This is a genomic window from Acidobacteriota bacterium (assembly GCA_016715115.1).
In the GTDB taxonomy this organism is placed as follows: domain Bacteria; phylum Acidobacteriota; class Blastocatellia; order Pyrinomonadales; family Pyrinomonadaceae; genus JAFDVJ01.
In genome coordinates this window covers 279,176-296,079 of the sequence record JADKBM010000004.1, presented here as the reverse complement: position 1 = coordinate 296,079, position 16,904 = coordinate 279,176, and the positions used below count along the sequence as shown (strand labels likewise).

16 protein-coding genes are annotated in these 16,904 nt (G+C 52.6%); 1 reads left to right on the top strand and 15 read right to left on the bottom strand.

The features are described from left to right. Nucleotides 1-43 precede the first annotated feature (43 nt). A complete protein-coding gene (locus IPN69_03525) occupies nt 44-2,026 on the bottom strand; it encodes a DUF1800 domain-containing protein (protein MBK8809786.1) in 1,983 nt (660 codons plus the stop codon). A 1,070-nt stretch (nt 2,027-3,096) separates the two neighbouring features. On the opposite strand from IPN69_03525, the gene IPN69_03520 reads away from it, so the two are divergent. Next, nucleotides 3,097-3,441, top strand: coding sequence for an RNA-binding protein (locus IPN69_03520; protein ID MBK8809785.1), 345 nt, complete (start codon nt 3,097-3,099; stop codon nt 3,439-3,441). Nucleotides 3,442-3,502: 61 nt separating this feature from the next. Here IPN69_03520 and IPN69_03515 read toward each other — a convergent pair whose 3' ends face one another. From IPN69_03515 to IPN69_03450, 14 genes are all read right to left on the bottom strand, one after another. Then, nucleotides 3,503-4,087, bottom strand: a complete 585-nt coding sequence (locus IPN69_03515; GenBank protein MBK8809784.1) for a zinc ribbon domain-containing protein — start codon at nt 4,085-4,087, stop codon at nt 3,503-3,505. Nucleotides 4,088-4,253: 166 nt separating this feature from the next. Then, on the bottom strand, nt 4,254-6,116 hold the full coding sequence (locus tag IPN69_03510) for a M1 family metallopeptidase (GenBank protein ID MBK8809783.1): 1,863 nt from the start codon (nt 6,114-6,116) through the stop codon (nt 4,254-4,256). 47 nt (nt 6,117-6,163) lie between these two features. After that, the gene (locus tag IPN69_03505; protein MBK8809782.1) at nt 6,164-7,291 is read right to left on the bottom strand and encodes a YARHG domain-containing protein; all 1,128 of its coding nucleotides are present in this window, start codon (nt 7,289-7,291) and stop codon (nt 6,164-6,166) included. A gap of 53 nt (nt 7,292-7,344) precedes the next feature. Beyond that, on the bottom strand, nt 7,345-7,830 hold the full coding sequence (locus IPN69_03500; GenBank protein ID MBK8809781.1) for a hypothetical protein: 486 nt from the start codon (nt 7,828-7,830) through the stop codon (nt 7,345-7,347). Between the two features lie 187 nt (nt 7,831-8,017). Further along, nucleotides 8,018-8,461 carry a hypothetical protein gene (locus IPN69_03495; protein MBK8809780.1) on the bottom strand — a complete coding sequence of 148 codons (444 nt, stop codon included), beginning with the start codon at nt 8,459-8,461 and terminating at the stop codon, nt 8,018-8,020. A gap of 723 nt (nt 8,462-9,184) precedes the next feature. Further along, the gene (locus IPN69_03490; GenBank protein ID MBK8809779.1) at nt 9,185-9,814 is read right to left on the bottom strand and encodes a hypothetical protein; all 630 of its coding nucleotides are present in this window, start codon (nt 9,812-9,814) and stop codon (nt 9,185-9,187) included. Between the two features lie 551 nt (nt 9,815-10,365). Further along, the gene (locus tag IPN69_03485) at nt 10,366-10,725 is read right to left on the bottom strand and encodes a hypothetical protein (GenBank protein ID MBK8809778.1); all 360 of its coding nucleotides are present in this window, start codon (nt 10,723-10,725) and stop codon (nt 10,366-10,368) included. 26 nt (nt 10,726-10,751) lie between these two features. After that, nucleotides 10,752-11,186, bottom strand: a complete 435-nt coding sequence (locus tag IPN69_03480; GenBank protein ID MBK8809777.1) for a type II toxin-antitoxin system RelE/ParE family toxin — start codon at nt 11,184-11,186, stop codon at nt 10,752-10,754. Continuing rightward, complete coding sequence (locus IPN69_03475; protein MBK8809776.1) at nt 11,187-11,483, bottom strand: type II toxin-antitoxin system Phd/YefM family antitoxin; 297 nt, start codon at nt 11,481-11,483, stop codon at nt 11,187-11,189. A gap of 178 nt (nt 11,484-11,661) precedes the next feature. Further along, nucleotides 11,662-12,666 carry a hypothetical protein gene (locus tag IPN69_03470; GenBank protein MBK8809775.1) on the bottom strand — a complete coding sequence of 335 codons (1,005 nt, stop codon included), beginning with the start codon at nt 12,664-12,666 and terminating at the stop codon, nt 11,662-11,664. Nucleotides 12,667-12,844: 178 nt separating this feature from the next. After that, entirely contained in the window at nt 12,845-13,552 is a 708-nt protein-coding gene (locus IPN69_03465; protein MBK8809774.1) for a hypothetical protein, read from the bottom strand. Between the two features lie 42 nt (nt 13,553-13,594). Beyond that, nucleotides 13,595-14,431, bottom strand: a complete 837-nt coding sequence (locus IPN69_03460; protein MBK8809773.1) for a hypothetical protein — start codon at nt 14,429-14,431, stop codon at nt 13,595-13,597. 383 nt (nt 14,432-14,814) lie between these two features. Then, entirely contained in the window at nt 14,815-15,312 is a 498-nt protein-coding gene (locus tag IPN69_03455; GenBank protein MBK8809772.1) for a hypothetical protein, read from the bottom strand. 537 nt (nt 15,313-15,849) lie between these two features. Further along, entirely contained in the window at nt 15,850-16,875 is a 1,026-nt protein-coding gene (locus tag IPN69_03450; protein ID MBK8809771.1) for a hypothetical protein, read from the bottom strand. Nucleotides 16,876-16,904: the final 29 nt, after the last annotated feature.

The window sequence follows — 16,904 nt, the reverse complement described above, 5'->3', positions numbered from 1 at the left end:
AGAAGCGAAGATTTCTTCTCAAGCTTCTCGCCCTCTGTTTAACTTACTGCCGCTGGAACTCGGGTGTTCCGAGCACGAGGCTGACGATCTTGAAGACTTCCGGGTTCCCGCTCGGCGGCAGCAGACGCGTCTGGCGATTGCGGTTCCCCTGCCCTTGGCCGCGCATATTCGAAAGCTCGAGTTCTTCGTCGATCTCGTTCGGAGCTTTCACGTCCGGCAAAGGCTGTTCGATCTGTTTCATCAAAGTCTGTTTCGTGCTCGCCGACACGTCGCTGTCGAGCACCGTTTCCAGCGTCTTTTCAAGAATCGTCGTCTTCGACACGGATTCGAACCGTTTCAGATCTACGCGTGTTCCGGGAATCCGATTGCTCGCCAGCGCGACCGAAAAATTGAGCCGTTCGAGCAGCGCGCCCGTATTGACCCAGTCTTCGGCGGTGTCGGGATAGCCTGTCGGCGCTTGATATCCGTAGGGAACCTCGCCGAGTTTCTGGAGCATCGCAACGACCGCCGGGCTGCCGTTTGTTTCGGCGCCGATCGTCCGGATTGCGCTGATCGCGAGTTCGAACGGCGTCTTGATCTTGGCGCGATAGTTTTCGGCGGCGAAAAACTCGCGGTCGTTAAAAAGCGCCTTGAGCGTCGTTTTGATGTCGCCGTTCGAATCCTGAAAGGCTTTGGCGACGCGGGTGACCAGTTGCTCGTCGGGCTTGTCGCTGACGAACTTGACGGCCAGTTTCCTCGCGATGAACCGGGCGGTCGAAGGATGGCTGACGAGGATGTCGATCACCTTCAATCCATCCTTGATCCCGCCGTTGTCGATTTTTTGGCCGAGCACGTTTTTCGCACCTTTTTCGTGCAGGCGATCGTTGAAATAGAACTCGCCCGACTCGAGATCGTCGGGAACTCCCGCCATCCGTTGCAGCCTCTCCAATCTGCGGTTTTCCTGTCCTTTGATCTCGTTCGCCGCAGCGCTCCTATAGCCGCGCGGATCGGCGATCGTCCAACCGGTAAATGCCTTCGCGACCTCGATAATGTCCTGCTGCGTATAGCCGCCGTCGACCCCGAGCGTGTGCAACTCCATCAGTTCGCGGGCGTAGTTTTCGTTCAATCCGCGCCTTTGCTGCTGCGGCATCTGTTGGTTCGGGTTGTCACGCATCTGCTTGATGCGGGCGTCGATTTCGGCATCGGTCGCGCCCGTCCGCTGTTTGATCCGCTGACGCATCTGCGGCGTCAGATTTCCGTTTCGGAGCATAGTTTGCTGACGCTCCGTCAGTCCGCCGCGCTGATTGACGTTCGCGGTCGGCGAAACGTTCTCGAAGTTGTCCAGGTAAAAGAGCATCGCCGGATGCTGTGCCGTTCCGACGACGAGGTCCTTGAAATTGCCGAGCGCGTTTTTGCGGATGACGTCGCGTTCGTATGACGGAATGTACCAGCGGACGGCTGCCTTCCCGGCAAAGACGTTGAAGTGGTTCTGCCAGAAATCGACCATCACTTCCTGAAGCTGACGTTCCGAGTAAACCGCGCGCAGGACGCGATTCGCGCTGATCTGCGGAACTAGCTGCGCGGCCGGCTTCAGATCGTATTTCACGTAATAATCGCGAAGTTTCTGCTGACGTTCACGGCGCTGCTGTTCGTTCATTTCCTCCGCGTTGTTCTGGTTGGCCTGATTTCCATCGAGCATTCGAAGCAGCGCGCCCGGATTCGGATACTTCGCGAAAATCTCGGCCGTCGACATATTGAAAACCTCAATTCCCTTGACCTTCGAATCGGCGATCGAATCGGGAATCGCGGCGGCGTCCAACTGCTTGTCGATATAGGCCTTGATTCCCAACGCTTTCACTTTCTCGATATCGCCGGGGCGCGCTCCGAATCCGAGGCGGTTCAACACGTGGAGGATCTTCTGATCTTCGGTGAGTGATTTAACCTTATTGCCTTTGGTATCGGCGCCAAAGGCGAAGAGCGGCGCCGCGAGCGCCGCGACCAGAGCCAATGCAGTCAGTTGATGAATCAATGAATTATTCCTTTTCATATCGGTTTACCTCGTCGGACCCAAATTCCTTTCGCCGTGAAGGGCGCAAACGTTCTGAAGGATTAGACGCCTCCGATCGCGTATTAGGCGAGAAAATGTTTCGGCAACAGGTTCGGTTTCAATACCGACTGCGCGCTACGAGGTCGATCGTTAGCGAAACACTCGAAAAATCGCGCAAGAGGACAAATCGGAGGGGTTCGCGCAAGCGTTAAGAAGAGGCGAACGGTGCCTGGCGTTTCTCGCGGTCAAGCGATCGGTCGAATAACGACGAAACGGGATATTCTTTGCTGAGGCCAATCTCCCAAACGCTTTTGATTCAAGAAAAGTGCCGATGTCTGAACGACCGCGAAACCGTCGAATGTATTGCCACTAAAGCCTGTCGGAAGAAGCCGTTTGACTTGCTTCTTAAAGCGTGCGGAGCACGCGAACTTGCGATAGCACCACGTGAGGCGAAGCGGAACGTGGTGGCTGTCGCGCCGACTTCCAAAGCGTGTGTAACACGCGTAACTCTTCAGAGACTATGTCACAACTGCCCAGCGAGTTGACGGCGCTGTCGATGCATCAGTCAGTACCAACTGCGGTAGCGGTTGGTTTGCGATGAATTTTCGAGCCAGAAAACCCGGCGTCCAATATACAACCATCCACCGCCGCAGTTGGTGCTGAGGGCCCTCTTAATCGCGGCGATATGAATCGAGATCAGCTCCTCTAAGAACGGGGAACTGCGGTGAGCCCGTAAACGCCATACCATCAACGATTGAAAAAAAAATCATCGGAAACTGACTCCGCGAACCGTGGGAAATCACGAAAACGTAAAACGCCGTTTGCACTGTCTGGGCAAATAGCGGATTCTTGAAATGTTAATCCTTCTCTTGCATCATTTTTGATGGCTCGTCTAAGACGGTTTTAGGATAAGTTTGAGAGAGCAGGCTGGTTCATAGTTATAGAAGTCGCTCTTGAAAGTTTGAGCATCCGAAACCCGATACTTCGCAGGCTGACCGTTTTCCTTTGAAGTCCAATTCGATTCGACACTTCTTTTGATGTTCCCCGATCCGGGGAAAAGGTAAATTATTATGTCAATGAAACTCTACGTAGGAAATCTGTCGTTCAACACGACCGCCGGCGATCTTGAAAAAATGTTCGGCGAAGTGGGAACGGTCGAATCGACCAACGTTATCGAAGATCGTGAAACCGGCCGTTCGCGCGGCTTTGCGTTTGTCGAGATGTCGAGCAAGGAAGAAGGCCGTCAGGCGATCACCGTGATGAACGGCAAAGAGATCGACGGTCGTGAACTGATCGTCAACGAAGCCAAGCCGCGTGAAAACGCCGGCGGCGGCGGAAATCGTGGCGGCGGCGGAAACCGCGGTGGCGGTGGCGGCGGTCGCGGCGGTTACGGCGGCGGCGGTTCGCGCTGGTAGGATTTAACGAGAAATCGTTGAAGAAAAAAGCCTTCGGAGAGATCCGGAGGCTTTTTTTCGTTCAGCGCTTGGTCAGATTGCGGGTCGTGTCTTCAACGACCGAAACAAATTGCTGCCGCGCTTCGGGCAGAGCCAGATCGTTTGCGTTTCCGTCGAGCTCCCTTTGACGATCGGCATCGGGCGATCGGTCGTCAAACGATTTTCGCGGAATGCTGGCAAACATCGCGTTTATGAAAAAGCTCAGGCCGATGAAAAACGTAACGAGCCCGAGCGCCGCGAGCATCAGAAACTCCTCTTTGTCCCGGAACGCGGAGATGATTCCGAACGCGAGCGCAACACCGAGTCCGATCGAACCCGTTATGATTCCAGACCGGAGCCGCCGGAGACGTTTCTCTTCCGGCGATTCGAGAAACTTCTCGATCTCCGGCAGAACCTCTTCGGCAACTACTTTCAAATCTTTTGCCGTTTGCGTCTGGCGGATTCGCGCGGCGATCGCGCGGCCGATCTCGTCACGCGCGGTCACCGCCGATTGCGTCACGTTGTCGGTTCTTTCGACCGCCGTCCGCACCGGCGCCAGATTGGTTCCGCACGCGCGGCAAAACTGATTGGAATTCGAGTCGTTTAACCCGCAGCTTGGACAATACATAGATAGATGGGTCTCCGGAAAACTAATACGGAAGCGAGCCGTTCGGAGTTCCGTTTGGAGTTCCGTTTGGAGTTCCGCCTTCAGGCGGCCCGTCTTCGGCCCAAGACAACTTACTTCAGCGTACGCCGCCTGAAGACGGAACTCCAAGCGAACTCCAAACGCGGGACTAATTGCATTTAACGATCGCATCGACCGACGATTGCGTGATCGGATGATAACCCGGACGCGCCTTGGAATAGATCGAGCAAGCGAGTTTCAGTCCGCCCGGGGTTTTGACGAGTTCGGTGTACAGCGGACGGACGAATTTGCGGCGGCCGATCGTTGTCAGGAATTCCTCGAGACGCGGGACGGCGGGCCGATAGTCGCTGCGGATCGACATCAACAACCACTGGAACGAAACCTCCGAGTTGCCGATCTTCGTGAATCCGAACGCCTTGTCGAGCTCGGCCATCTTCGTCGAATCGAGATCCGAGGGCATCGTCTTCAGAAACTGAAGCCATTCTTGCGTCGTCCAGGCCTTGGTGGCGATCGCTTTCAGTTTGAGCTTTCCTGCAAGATACTCGTTCGCCTGCGCCGCAACACGTGCGAAACTCTCCGATTGCGGGTCCGGCGCGTTCGAAGGCAAGCCCGGCTGCGTCATCCAAGCGTCCGCGTCCGCGCGCGAGACGATTCCCGGCCGAACCGAAAGCAGATTCTTGTCCAGATACGCGGCGAACGTTTCGGTCGTGATCGACTTGAACGCGTGCGCATCGAAATAACCTTTGACGAAGCGGTCAAACTCGGCACGTCCGAACTTCTCTTCGAGAAATCTCAAAAATAGCGCGCCTTTTTCGTAGGCGACGTTCGTCATTCCCTCGTCGGGGTCGCGCCCGGCGAGATCGATATGCAGGATCTGGTCCGACTGCGGCAGTTCGGCAAGTTCGGAAAGCAGCGTCCGTTTGCCGAGCATCGCCTCCATTTCGCGGCGCTTTTCGCCGTAAACGGCCTCGATGATGCGGCGTTCGAGATACGTCGTGAAGCCCTCGTTAAGCCAAAAATCGCGCCACGTCGCGTTGGTCACGAGATTTCCCGACCACGAATGCGCGAGTTCGTGCGCGACGAGCGAGACGAGACTGCGGTCGCCCGCGAGGATCGTCGGCGTCGCAAAGGTCAGCATCGGGTTTTCCATTCCGCCGAACGGGAAACTCGGCGGAAGCACGAGCAGATCGTAGCGTTTCCAGCGATACGGCCCATAGATCTTCTCGGTCGCCGTCACCATCTTTTCGGTGTCGGCGAGTTCGTAAGCGGACTTGGCGATCATCGACGGTTCCGTGTAGACGCCGGTGCGCGGCCCGAGGCTTTTGAAACTGAGGTCGCCGACCGCGATCGCGATCAGATACGGCGGCACCGAGTGAGACATCAAAAAGCCGTAGTCGCCGCTGCGGCCCTTTGTCTGGCGGTTTCCGGCGGCGCTCATCACCGCGAGAAGATTCCGCGGCGTCCTGACACGCGCCGAATAGGTGACACGGATCTGCGGCGAGTCCTGGATCGGGATGAACGACCGCGCGTGGATTGCCTGCGCCTGAGAGAACATAAAGGGCTGCTTCTTGCCCGCCGTTTGTTCGGGCGAAAGCCATTGCAGTCCCGACGCCGTCGGACTGGTCGAATAGAAAACGCGAACACGCTTGGCGACCGCCGGGAGTTGAACCGTCAGCTTCGAGCCGAGGATCTTGTCGGCGGGCGCGAGTTCAAAGGTCGTGCCGGTAAAATCCCCCGAGTATACGGGCGAAGTTTCGACGCGTTCGATCTTGAGGTCGCGGGTGTCGAGAATCAGCGGCCGGTTCGGGTCGGTTCTGACGATGGTCAACGTCGCCGAACCCTTGATCGACTTTTCTTCGAACGAAACCGTCCAATCGAGAGCAACGCTCACCACGTGGACCGCATTCGGTTCGGCGTAAGAATGGATGTCTTCGGCGAACTTCTGCGCCGGGGCCGCAAGGACCGCTGCGAACAAAAAAAGGATAACCGGCAGTGCAACACGAATTCTCATAATGCACCTAGGTTAAATCGTTCGGTCCGTTCATTCAAACTTCGCGCTCAGTTTTTGCGTTTCTCCTCAAACGCCGCGACTTTCCGCAGAAACGCGTCTTCGGCCTTGCTGAGGCGGACATCGGTCGTTTTCAACGATTCGATCGGCCGATACCAGAAGAACCTCTCGTAGAATCGGCGGAGTTCAGGGTCGCGAAACGGCAGTCCGCGAAGCGCGAAGTAATAGTTCCGCACGAATTTGACCTCTTTTGCGGAGAGCGCTTCAAAATCCTCGTCAAGAATTCCGTCATACGGATTCATATGAAAGTAGCGGGCGACCTTTTCGAGCGATTCGCGTTCCGCGCATTCCCGGCCGAATCCGCACCAGACACTTGTCCAGCCCGCCGGCCAGTTGTACTCGCCGAAGAACAGATCGTTGTCGGGTTTGAAGTTCTTCGCGTTGAACTGAAGATAGCCGCTGTTCAGGTGAAACATACGGATCTTCGGTCCGTCGTCCGAGAATCGGCCGCGCGTTTCGGCCGGCATCGTTCCGTCGCCGATGATCTTCCATCCGGCGGGCGTTCCGTTCTTCTGGAACGAAGCGATGATCATATAAATTCCATTGTCCGGGTGGATCTGGAGCTCGAAATCATCGATCCGACGATTGGCCCAACGCTTTCCCGTCGTGATCTGATAATCGAATTCGCGCTGCATTTCAACGCTTACGGATCCCCGAAAACGGTACGTGTGACGAATCCTGTTGACGCCCTTCTTGAAGGTCGCCTGGAAATAGTAAACCCAGTCGCGGCCTGAGACGTTGATGTTGCCTTTCTTGAACGATGTCTGCGCGAGCCGTTTCATACGATACGGGATCGTCCGTCCGTTGATATCGACCGTGAATTCGGTGATGAACGGATGTCCGGTCTTCGATTCCTCGAAATCGCCGTCCGAAGGCGGTGTCACGAAACCGACCGTCAGCGTTCGCGCGGCCGACGGATTGTAGAACTCGAAATCGACCTCGACGCGGGCGTAGCCGTGATCGACGACATAGAACTTCAGGACCTCCTTGCGAAGCGCGATCCGCGTTTCCTGCAGCGGAACGAGCGTTCCGCCCGAAGCATAAAAAACGCCGTCGTTGGCCCGGACGGCGAAGACGGCGACAAAAAGTACGATCAGGGTCAGGAGCTTGGCTTTCATAACACTTTCTTCAACTCCTTAAATTGAACTTGTACTTAAATTCTAACGCTGATCTATGGTTTTTTCGACCTCCGGGGCTTCGGTTTCGGTTTGGACTCGGTGAAATTCGTCTGCGCGGCCGGCATGGCCGTCGCTCCGGTGATCGGGAAAGCTTTGCTTCCCGCAAGCTGGCCGTCGACGTAGATGTCGATCCGATAGGTTCCGGCGACCCACGCGTCGCCACCCGGCTTGCCGGTAAAGTTCACCTGATTCTCCTTGCCGTTTGTAGTGTAACTGGTTGAGAAAGCCTTGGTTTCGGGCTTGACTCCCTTGACGCCGACGGCGATGAAGTTCATCTTGACGGTCGTCGCTTTGACCGAGCTGAGTGTTACGATGCAGTAGATCGGCACGTCGGAACTCGAAAAGGCCTCGACCGGATCACCCGCTTTGCCGTCACCGTTGTCCTTCGCGACGTAAATCTCAATGCCCGATGTATCGGATTGCGCGAACCCGAACAAGGCGCACGATAGTACAAAAGCGACGACAAACAGGAATTTCATAAAAACCTCCGGCGTCTCTATTGGTGCGCGTTTTTCGGATTTAGTTGTATCGGCAGTAACAAAAAACTGCGGGCGCGAGATTTTCGCGGATCGACCGGGCCGGCTAATTGCTTCTCGATCCCAAGCAACACCCCATAATCGTAACAGCTCTGTCATCGGGTCATCCCACTCATCTCAACAGAGCGGTTTATTCGGGTGACGGCGTTGCCTCGATAACTTCCTCGATCCAAACCTGATACTTCGCCAGTTGATTCGAAGACTTCTCGGGAGGTCGATTCAAGAATCGGCCGCGAATCCTTACCCGCAACGATTTGGTGCGCAAGATTCTGTCCGTTTGCCAGCTATTCTTGGCAAAAGACTCACCAACCTGCTCATTGGCCGCGAAAGCTGCCGCGGTAAAATTGTCATTCTCGCATTCGGGACCATTCATCCAAGCTCCGCCAGGGAAGGCGATAAAAAGCGTGCCGGTGGCAACGACAGTCTTTCCGTCACACTTTGTCGGATTCGCGACAAGGTCACAATAAGGGATCTCGGCGACTTCAACGACGCGATTGGCATCGCTGGATGAGCCGTTCGCGGGCTCGACGTCACAGGCGTTGAACAAGCCCGCCAGCAATACAATCGGAATCATACATAAAGCACCGTGTCTCAAAAACTTGACCACTCCAATCTGCGCGTTTCACGTAGCAGTTTACTTAACGATCGCGTCGCGACTCCAGAATCTTCAATTCAGCCTCATAGAACCTCTTCGAGATCCTGACCGATTCGGGGTCGGTGTCTTTCTGAGTCGTTTCCACTTTCCTCAGTCTCGACAAATAATCAGGATTCGAGCTCACACAAGAACACTTCTCATCAATGATTTCCAGCACCCAAATCAGACTGGACTGGTGCCAAATGTCGTTCTCACTTTCGATACGTTTGACGATCGGCGCGGGATCCGCCGCGCCCGTTTGCACCATAAATCCTTGATACGTGTGGCTTTTGCCGTACGGATTTTTCTGTGAATCAAGAAAAATATCGATCTGCACATTCATCGGATAGGATGCGAACTTGGAAAATCTCTCGGACTCCGGCAGGAGTTCGATCTCATCGAACTCCCGCGACCCCGGACCGGTCCGGCAACCGAATGACGCCAAAGCAATCACACATACTAGGAGACTCGTAATCGCGACTTGCAAACCGGACTTCATTGGATTCGGATATTGCGGGTCAAACGATTGACCGAGATTTCCCAATGGGTCCGTTTCAACTCAACTGATGACATTGCCGCTAGCATCGGTTTCAAACGTGCTGTTTCCCATCGAATCAGACTGAACATACTGGGTCGAATAGGTACATTCTGTCTCACGAGAAGCTAGCCAGAACCAAGCGGATGATCTTCGAGAATCGTCAGACTTCTGAGATCGATTTTGACTCTTCGAAACTGTTTGATGTCATCGTCTGCAAACCGGACTTTGACCGGAATCTGTTCACTTCCCATCGCTTCAAGAATAAAGGACCTTCTGTCGACAACCAGATCTTCTGCGTCTATGAAAACGTTCCGGTAGTTAACTTCGGCCGATTTGTAGAAAGTCCTGCTCCCTTTGTTCTTCTTGCCGCAGTGTCGTACGACAAATTCAAATGGAGCTTCAAGCAAAATGCGGTCGGTCGAAACCGGTCGATACGGACGCGATCTGTACCTTCTTTCCTGCCGGGAACGAGGTTCCAGATTGTCGATCGTCTTCAAGATCAAGACACTTCCGTGACATATCGTATCCCACGCAAAACGATCTTCGTTAATTTGAAACTTGGTTGTTTCGCCATCGGAGACACGGAAATTCGCGAATCGGTAATTCTCGAACCCTTTGATGATGATTCTGTAAATGCCCGGCGATACGCGTATCCGGTAACGGTCCTTGAACTTCAGATCACCGGTTTCATAGCCGAGCATATCGGAAGCCTCATTTTTCTCAGAGTCACGCCCGTCGTATGTTAGCCTCCGCAATTTCTGTCGTCCTTGAAGAAAAACCTTATATGGCTGTTCATTCGATTCTGAAGCAAAAGACAATGCGATCGTCACTCTCACCTCGCCAATCCGTCCGCGCCCATCGCTTTGGGCGAAACAACATCCGCAGAATGCCAAAGCAATGACCGCGCAAAGAGGTGCTCGAAACGGATCCTTCACAATTTTGTCAACTCGCATATCGATCACATACCTCAATTCTCTTCCGATTTGAACTTCGGAGATTACTGTCTCTTAATGATTCCGGTGGAAACCGTTGCATCTGGTAGCTCTATCGGCTCTCTGTTTCTATCGTCCCAAGACGAGAAGCAGAAGTCCAAGGCATACAAAAAGGGGTTTGTCGTTTACCTTCATCGGATTACATTAGTTGACAGCTTGTTTACAGTATCTTACCGACTCAAGATCCGTCGGTTTGTGCGTTTTGTGAACATTAATGTTTCGACACTAATCTGGAAATCCCGCCTTTCGCGCTACGGTTTCTCAGGTCGCGGCCACTCAGAGTTCGTTCGAAAGTCGCCTTGCGGACAACTTGTCTAACCGCCGTAGTATCTCCAGACCAGAATTCCATTCTTGTCAAATCTAAGAATTAATTCCATATAACTCTTCTCGTCGCGTGCTTCGAGCCCGAGCCATTCATGCAATGGACCTACATGGCGTTTCGCGGACCAAATCTTCGCATATGTCCCGTTACCGTCAATGTCTGAACGAACTTCATCAGCCGGGAGAAGAAGTATCCGGTTGACGTCGCCCTCGCTCATCCCTTCTTTTAGTTGACGTTGAGCCTGCTCAAGCCGCAGATCCCATTCCAGAAAGCGGACATATTCGGCGACAATTAGTCGTTCGGCGATGAGTCCGCCCAAAACGAGGATTAGAAACATGATGATCTTCTTCATATTCTCTGCCACGGCACCCTACAATTCTATTGAGTCTTTCGCTTTGTCCAAGGTTGCTCCCACGGATTGCAGTCATAACTTACGTAAAGCAGTATGGGTGTCCGTCTTTCCTCCAATTTCTTAAGAACGCCTTCACAATTCGCACCAGATCCGACATCGATGCATCCCGCTGAGCCCCATCCGTTAGTGCTCCCATGAACAAAGAATGAATCTTCCTGGATAGTAAAAATTACCCGGTAGCGATCTATCACGAGTTGTCTTAAGGTTATGCCAAACTCCTTACTTTCGAGTGCAATTGGGCAAGATTCTGGAAATTGTTTTAGACGCTTCTTACAAGTTACATTTAATTTGTTTAACCACTGTCCGGCTTGCGTTTTTCCCCAAACACTAACGCCCCAAAGAAATGATGTCCGCAAGTCATGTTTGGCTGTGGGTAAAAATTCAACTCTGTAATTCTTCATCTAATCTTCAAGCGTAACGCCGTATTCCTTGGCAATTTCAGAAAAAACTTCTTCCATTGTTTGGCATTCAACTCCGCTATTCAGTTCTTCTATACGCTCTTTCAAAACTGCAACCGTTTCGGCATATTCTTTTGCTTCAACTAAATTTTGATAGCTTTCCGCATCCATTATGACGGCATCGGCTTTGCCGTTAACGGTCAAGATCACAGGCTGTTTGGTTTTCTTTAATTGTTTAAGGATTTTTGAAGCATCTCGCTTAAAAACACTCACCGATTGTATATCGCGGATAATATTCATAACTAAACACCTCTAATGGAGTTGAATTTAACTCTTAATTGGATGCTATGTTAATAATCAAAGTGAGTCAACGCGATGCAAGACAGTTGCCGCAAAAGTTACTCGAAAGCTCTTAGATATCTATCTCTAGGGAGTGCAAGCTTCCATGATTTATCACCCGACGAGTTCAGATTCATAACTAACGAGCGCGGAATGCCTCGTGCCAAGTCAGCCCGCCATCATTCGTCCGAAACACGGTGTCATCGCTCACGAGCCATCCATTTTCGGGACTGGTAAAACTAACTCTTGTGAATGCAACTCGGTAGAAATCATCCGTTTCACGTTTCCAGGTTTTTCCGCCATCCACAGTTTTCAACGTAATTCCATTTGGCTCCATTGGCGCGTTTGGGTCACGCACAAACTGAATTCCAATGGCCCAACCAATTTCACGCGATGAAAAAGAAACCGACGAAACTCCGATTTTCTCGGCAAGCCCGCGTGTTAGCGCTTGATTCCAGCTATTTCCGCCGTCAACGGTCGCGTAGATTCCTTTGCGTTCAAAGGCTGGAGCAAAACACTCATCGAGGCTGAATGCAAAAACTGAATGAATCGAAGCGTCAGTGTTTAAGCCAGCACTTTCCCAGACGCTGCCTCGATCTCTCGTTTTCAAAAGGCCACCGGTAGACAGAGATAGCCAACCAGAACGATCATCTAACGGAAAGTAGTTTGTGGGTTGGCCACGATTCATTCCATCTTCCCTATACACTTCAACCCAAGAATCTCCACCGTCCCCGGTCATCCATACTGCGGTTCCATCGACTAGCCATCCGGCTTCCTTGGACGCGAATACCAATTGTCCGCCAAATTCACTGGTCGGGTCCGATTCCATTTTCCCCCGTTTTATCCATTGGTTTCCACCGTTCGAGGTCGACCAGAATTGACCATTTGAATCAAGTAGCCAGCCCTCGCTCCGGCTTATGAACGAGATCTGTCTCACGGCATCGCCAATCTGCGAAATCTCCGTAACGCTCCTGTCGTCGGAAAGGTGCATCAGGTTTCCCTTTGCCAACACGATCCACGCTTCGCTTTCGCCTGCTGTCACGAAATCCCGAATAGGGGTCGGCGGCCTGCCTTTGTCCTCAATTGTGCATGTTGTTTGAAAAACGGCAACCAACAAAATCACGATTCCAGTTAGTTGTTTCATATACGTCCACTGCAATTGCGAGAGCAGCGCAAACCTGCCCGTTCTACCAATAGTTCGCGAATCAAACGTCGTCGGTTACGTCGTAATTGTAGGCGCCGATGACGCAATAAGAGGTAACGAGAAGCAGAAGTCCAAGGCATACAAAAAGGGGTTTGTCGTTTACCTTCATCGGATTACATTAGTTGACAGCTTGTTTACAGTATTCTGCCGAAATCTTTATGTCCTTATTCCCGGACGGAACAACGCGAACCTTCTGAGACGGCACTATTACTCTTTCGGTCTCCCTTTCAACCAATTCAACCGTCCATTCGCCGTGCGGGAGATTCAACTGCACAAATCGGTTGTCCGCGATTGCGGACCTCGCGATGCTGGAATACGCCAGAATACGATTGCGTTGGTCCTTGATTCTCAGAAAATACGCGCGGCCCCGGATATTATCCAGAAACGATTTCCCGCAGTCGGTAATGTCGAAACGCACTCTCTCGTATCTCACGAACCGGCGAATCTTCCCGAGAGAGACTTCCCGTTGGTACCTCTTGATGACGATACCCGGATGCAATCCGTTCCGGAACAACTTTTCGCCATCAATCGGTGAATCGGCGTCGCCTGCGGGCTTTGACTCGATGATCAGAACGATCCGCTTTCGCGGCTTCCATTCGGTTTCAAAGCCGAAGTACCCGTCCTCAAATGTGCGCCAAACGACGACCAGTCCATCGCTGCCACCATCATCATCCGTAGGATCATAAACAACTCTCACGTATGCATCAGCGATCGGTCGACCATTCTGATCAACCACAGTGCCTTCAATCCCGATTGGCTTCTGGCCAATGGCGGTCGCGATCCCAAAAGCGAATACATACACCATCAAGCAACCGTACTTTATCATTGTAAAACCTCAGCGAGCCGAAGAATAAGGAAACCGGGCGCGTTATCGTCCAAGCGCTTCAATCTCTGCTCTGCAATGACGAAGAACCTCGTCGGTATTTTTGCGGCTTTTGCGTGAATTCTTTCCGTCCTCTCGCAACAAAGCCTCGGCCCTAACAAAACCGCGTTTCCTGATGTCCTTCTTGAGACCGCGTGTCGAGAATCCGACTATTGTAACGTGACCCAACTCATGAAGAAGCTGCAACACCCGGCTCTGCAACGAGCCGGATGCGTAATTCCCGATAGGGCTTCTATCCTTCCGAAAGAATGGGCCATCTGTATTTACGACAACTTCATCCGGCGAAAAATGCCAGTAGTAATTTCCATCGCCAAGCGTACCAACGACTGGCCGCTCTCTGCCATAAACCGGGTAATTGAGCTTCATCGTTATTCCAGTATTTTGATTGGAGAGTTCATCAAACTTGACGTTGCGGATCATCTCGTCGAACGCCTTCAATCCAAACATGCCAAAGAGCTTGTTGCAACTTGAGTTCGGGTCTTGCAGAATCCTGCGAACTTCAACGACCGCCTCGTCAAAAAGTCGTTGCTCCCGGGTGCCCGTCTGTACCACCAATGTTCCTTCCTCCGTCTTTTCCAGAAAAGACTCGGGAATTTCAACAAATCCCCGCGCCAAGTTGTTCCAGAACGTCGCACTCGCAGCGATTCTCTCCCACATCGCATATTCAGGAGGCCCTCCGATTGGAATGCCGCGATCAACCATCCCTCTAAGATCTTCGAAACGTTGGATCGCGGCATTGTCTAGCGACCAGGGATTGTCCGCAATCCTCTCCTGAATGCCCCGCTCGTGAATCCCGGTTCCACGCACGATCCCGCAGGACATCGAAACCCCGAACGTCGTACCGCAAACTCCGGGAACGCTTCCGGGAGTATAGAATCCCGCCGCGGGAACACCGTAATCGTTCGTTCCGTCGTAATTGTAAGCGCCGCTTGAATCGACCGTGCGCCCCAACGGGTCGAGCTCGTTCGTTCCGGTGACGGCTCCGTTAGAATTCGTTTCCTTTGTCGTCGCGCCCTGCGCCTCGCCCGTCACCCAGGTCACGCCGTTGCTTTCCTGCCGCGCGAGGAGTTGGCCCGACGGTGAATAGGCGTACGCCTTCTTGAAACCGCCAGAGCCATTCAATTCAAACAGGAGTCTCCCGAGAACGCTTGAGTAGAAATAGTAGGAATTGGTTGTCTAATTGTTTTCCCAATCTTTTTGCCATGCTAATTCTGAGTCCGGGCTGAGGCGACCGATCCATCCGGGCCAAGCAAAAAAATCTTTCCAGCCTTCAAAGCGATGTCCTGAATGAACCCATCACTGAGGTTGATGTCGATTCTGGACCAAGACTTGCCACCGTCGCGTGTCACGACCAACCCGGAACTTCCGCCGAAACCGCCGGCCGCATAACCGGTCGTTTCGTTAACGAATTCAACCGCAGAATACCAATTGTCACGCGCTGCCGGATCCAATGTGGCGGAGTGCCAGGAATCGCCTGAATTTTCACTGAATAGGATCGTACCCTCGCTGCCGACAGCCACGATGCTCCCGGCCTTAGGAGATGCAATCGCAAAAAAATCTACGTTATCTTCCCTGTGGCTGGATTTCCAACTCTTCCCTCCGTCAGTTGATTTTAGAATCTCCCGTTCACCGACGGTCCAAATCGTGTTCGTCTCCGTCACGAGAACTCGATTCAGGAAGCCCACTTTCGCATCAAAGGTCATCTTCCATGAGCTGCCGCCATCGTTCGTGCAAAAGATTGCGCCATGACTTTGGCCGTTTGATTCGATTGCTCCGACCGCCCAACCGCGATTCGAATCGGCGAAAAAGACGTCATTCAGCGTCCCAAACATCCCGTCAAATCCGGAACCGGGCAACCAGTTGCGTCCGTCCGTGGTCCTCCAAACCTGGGGCTGAATTTTGGCTTTAGCGACTTTCATTCCGCCCGAGATCCAACCGGTTCGCCGGTCAATGAAGAACGTCCCGACAAGGTTCGTGTCAGGAAGAATGCTTAATTTTCGCCAACTTGCGCCACCGTCGAGCGTCAAAAACAGAACGCCGTCGCCGCTTGTCGCCCACCCGGTACTCATATCCGTGAAAGCGATTCGGTTGAACCCGCTTGTTGAATTCGGTTCTGCAATTCTGCTCAGCTTCCAGTCGGAGTTCGTCTGAGCTAATACCACAAGGTTTATTCCGACAAGGAATAAAAAGATCATGAGAGTTGAACTCGGATTCATCGCACGCATTTTTCACCTCCAAACTTAGAGATTTTCTAGTTCCTTAATCAGACTCTTGGCGGCTGGATAGCAGTTCTCGACAATCTTCTTTGTTAAATTACGTGATCCGGTTTTGCTCCCTTTCTGTCCCGAGGAATTAAAAGTAAGATCTTTGAGATTGCCGAATTGATGTACCGCCTCGTGAATCAAAATTATGGCCCGTCTCAATTCCGGGAACGACGTTCCGCTGAAAAACCCCGAGTTTAGGTAGGTCGTACCGCCTTTCACGAAGGCAGGAATTCCTTTTGGATCGGCACCCAGATTCAATTGGTTACCTTTGTCATCCAAGATCGTAATTGCTTCCTGCCGACCGTCATCAATTTTGCCCGTCCAACTTCCGCCTGCACTATACTTAAGCAACAGGGCATTTAAGCTTGGAATTCCGAATTTGCTCAACGCCATATCACATTTGTTCTTCTTCGTAATTTGCTCCGCGTTTTTCAACGCATTGTCAATATACTTGATTTCATCCTTGTCGAAGCCAGGCGGTGGCGGTGGCGGCGGCGGTGTTATTGGTCGTAACTTTGGTTCAGAGCCACCTCCTTCTCTACGGTCTGTGCTACCAAGCCATAAAAGTCCTCGATCCCAGTAATTCCAGAATGTTGCGCTATTTATCATGTTCTGCCCCATTCCGACATTTGCGCTTCCTCCTTCATAGCCACTTTGACCTCGATTCGCATTGCGGATAATGTTTTGTCCGATCGAAATAAACGCGTTGTTGAGGTTCCAATCGTTGTAGCCAATTATTTGTTGAAGGCTGCGCTGCTGAAACTCGGATCCATTGACGATCGCGCACGACATCGAAACCCCGAACGTCGTACCGCAAACTCCGGGAACGCTTCCGGGAGTATAGAATCCCGCCGCGGGAACACCGTAATCGTTCGTTCCGTCGTAATTGTAAGCGCCGCTTGAATCGACCGTGCGCCCCAACGGGTCGAGCTCGTTCGTTCCGGTAACGGCTCCGCTCGAATTGGTTTCCTTTGTCGTCGCGCCCTGCATCTCACGTTTCACCTGAAATCAATTACCTCATCGATGCGACA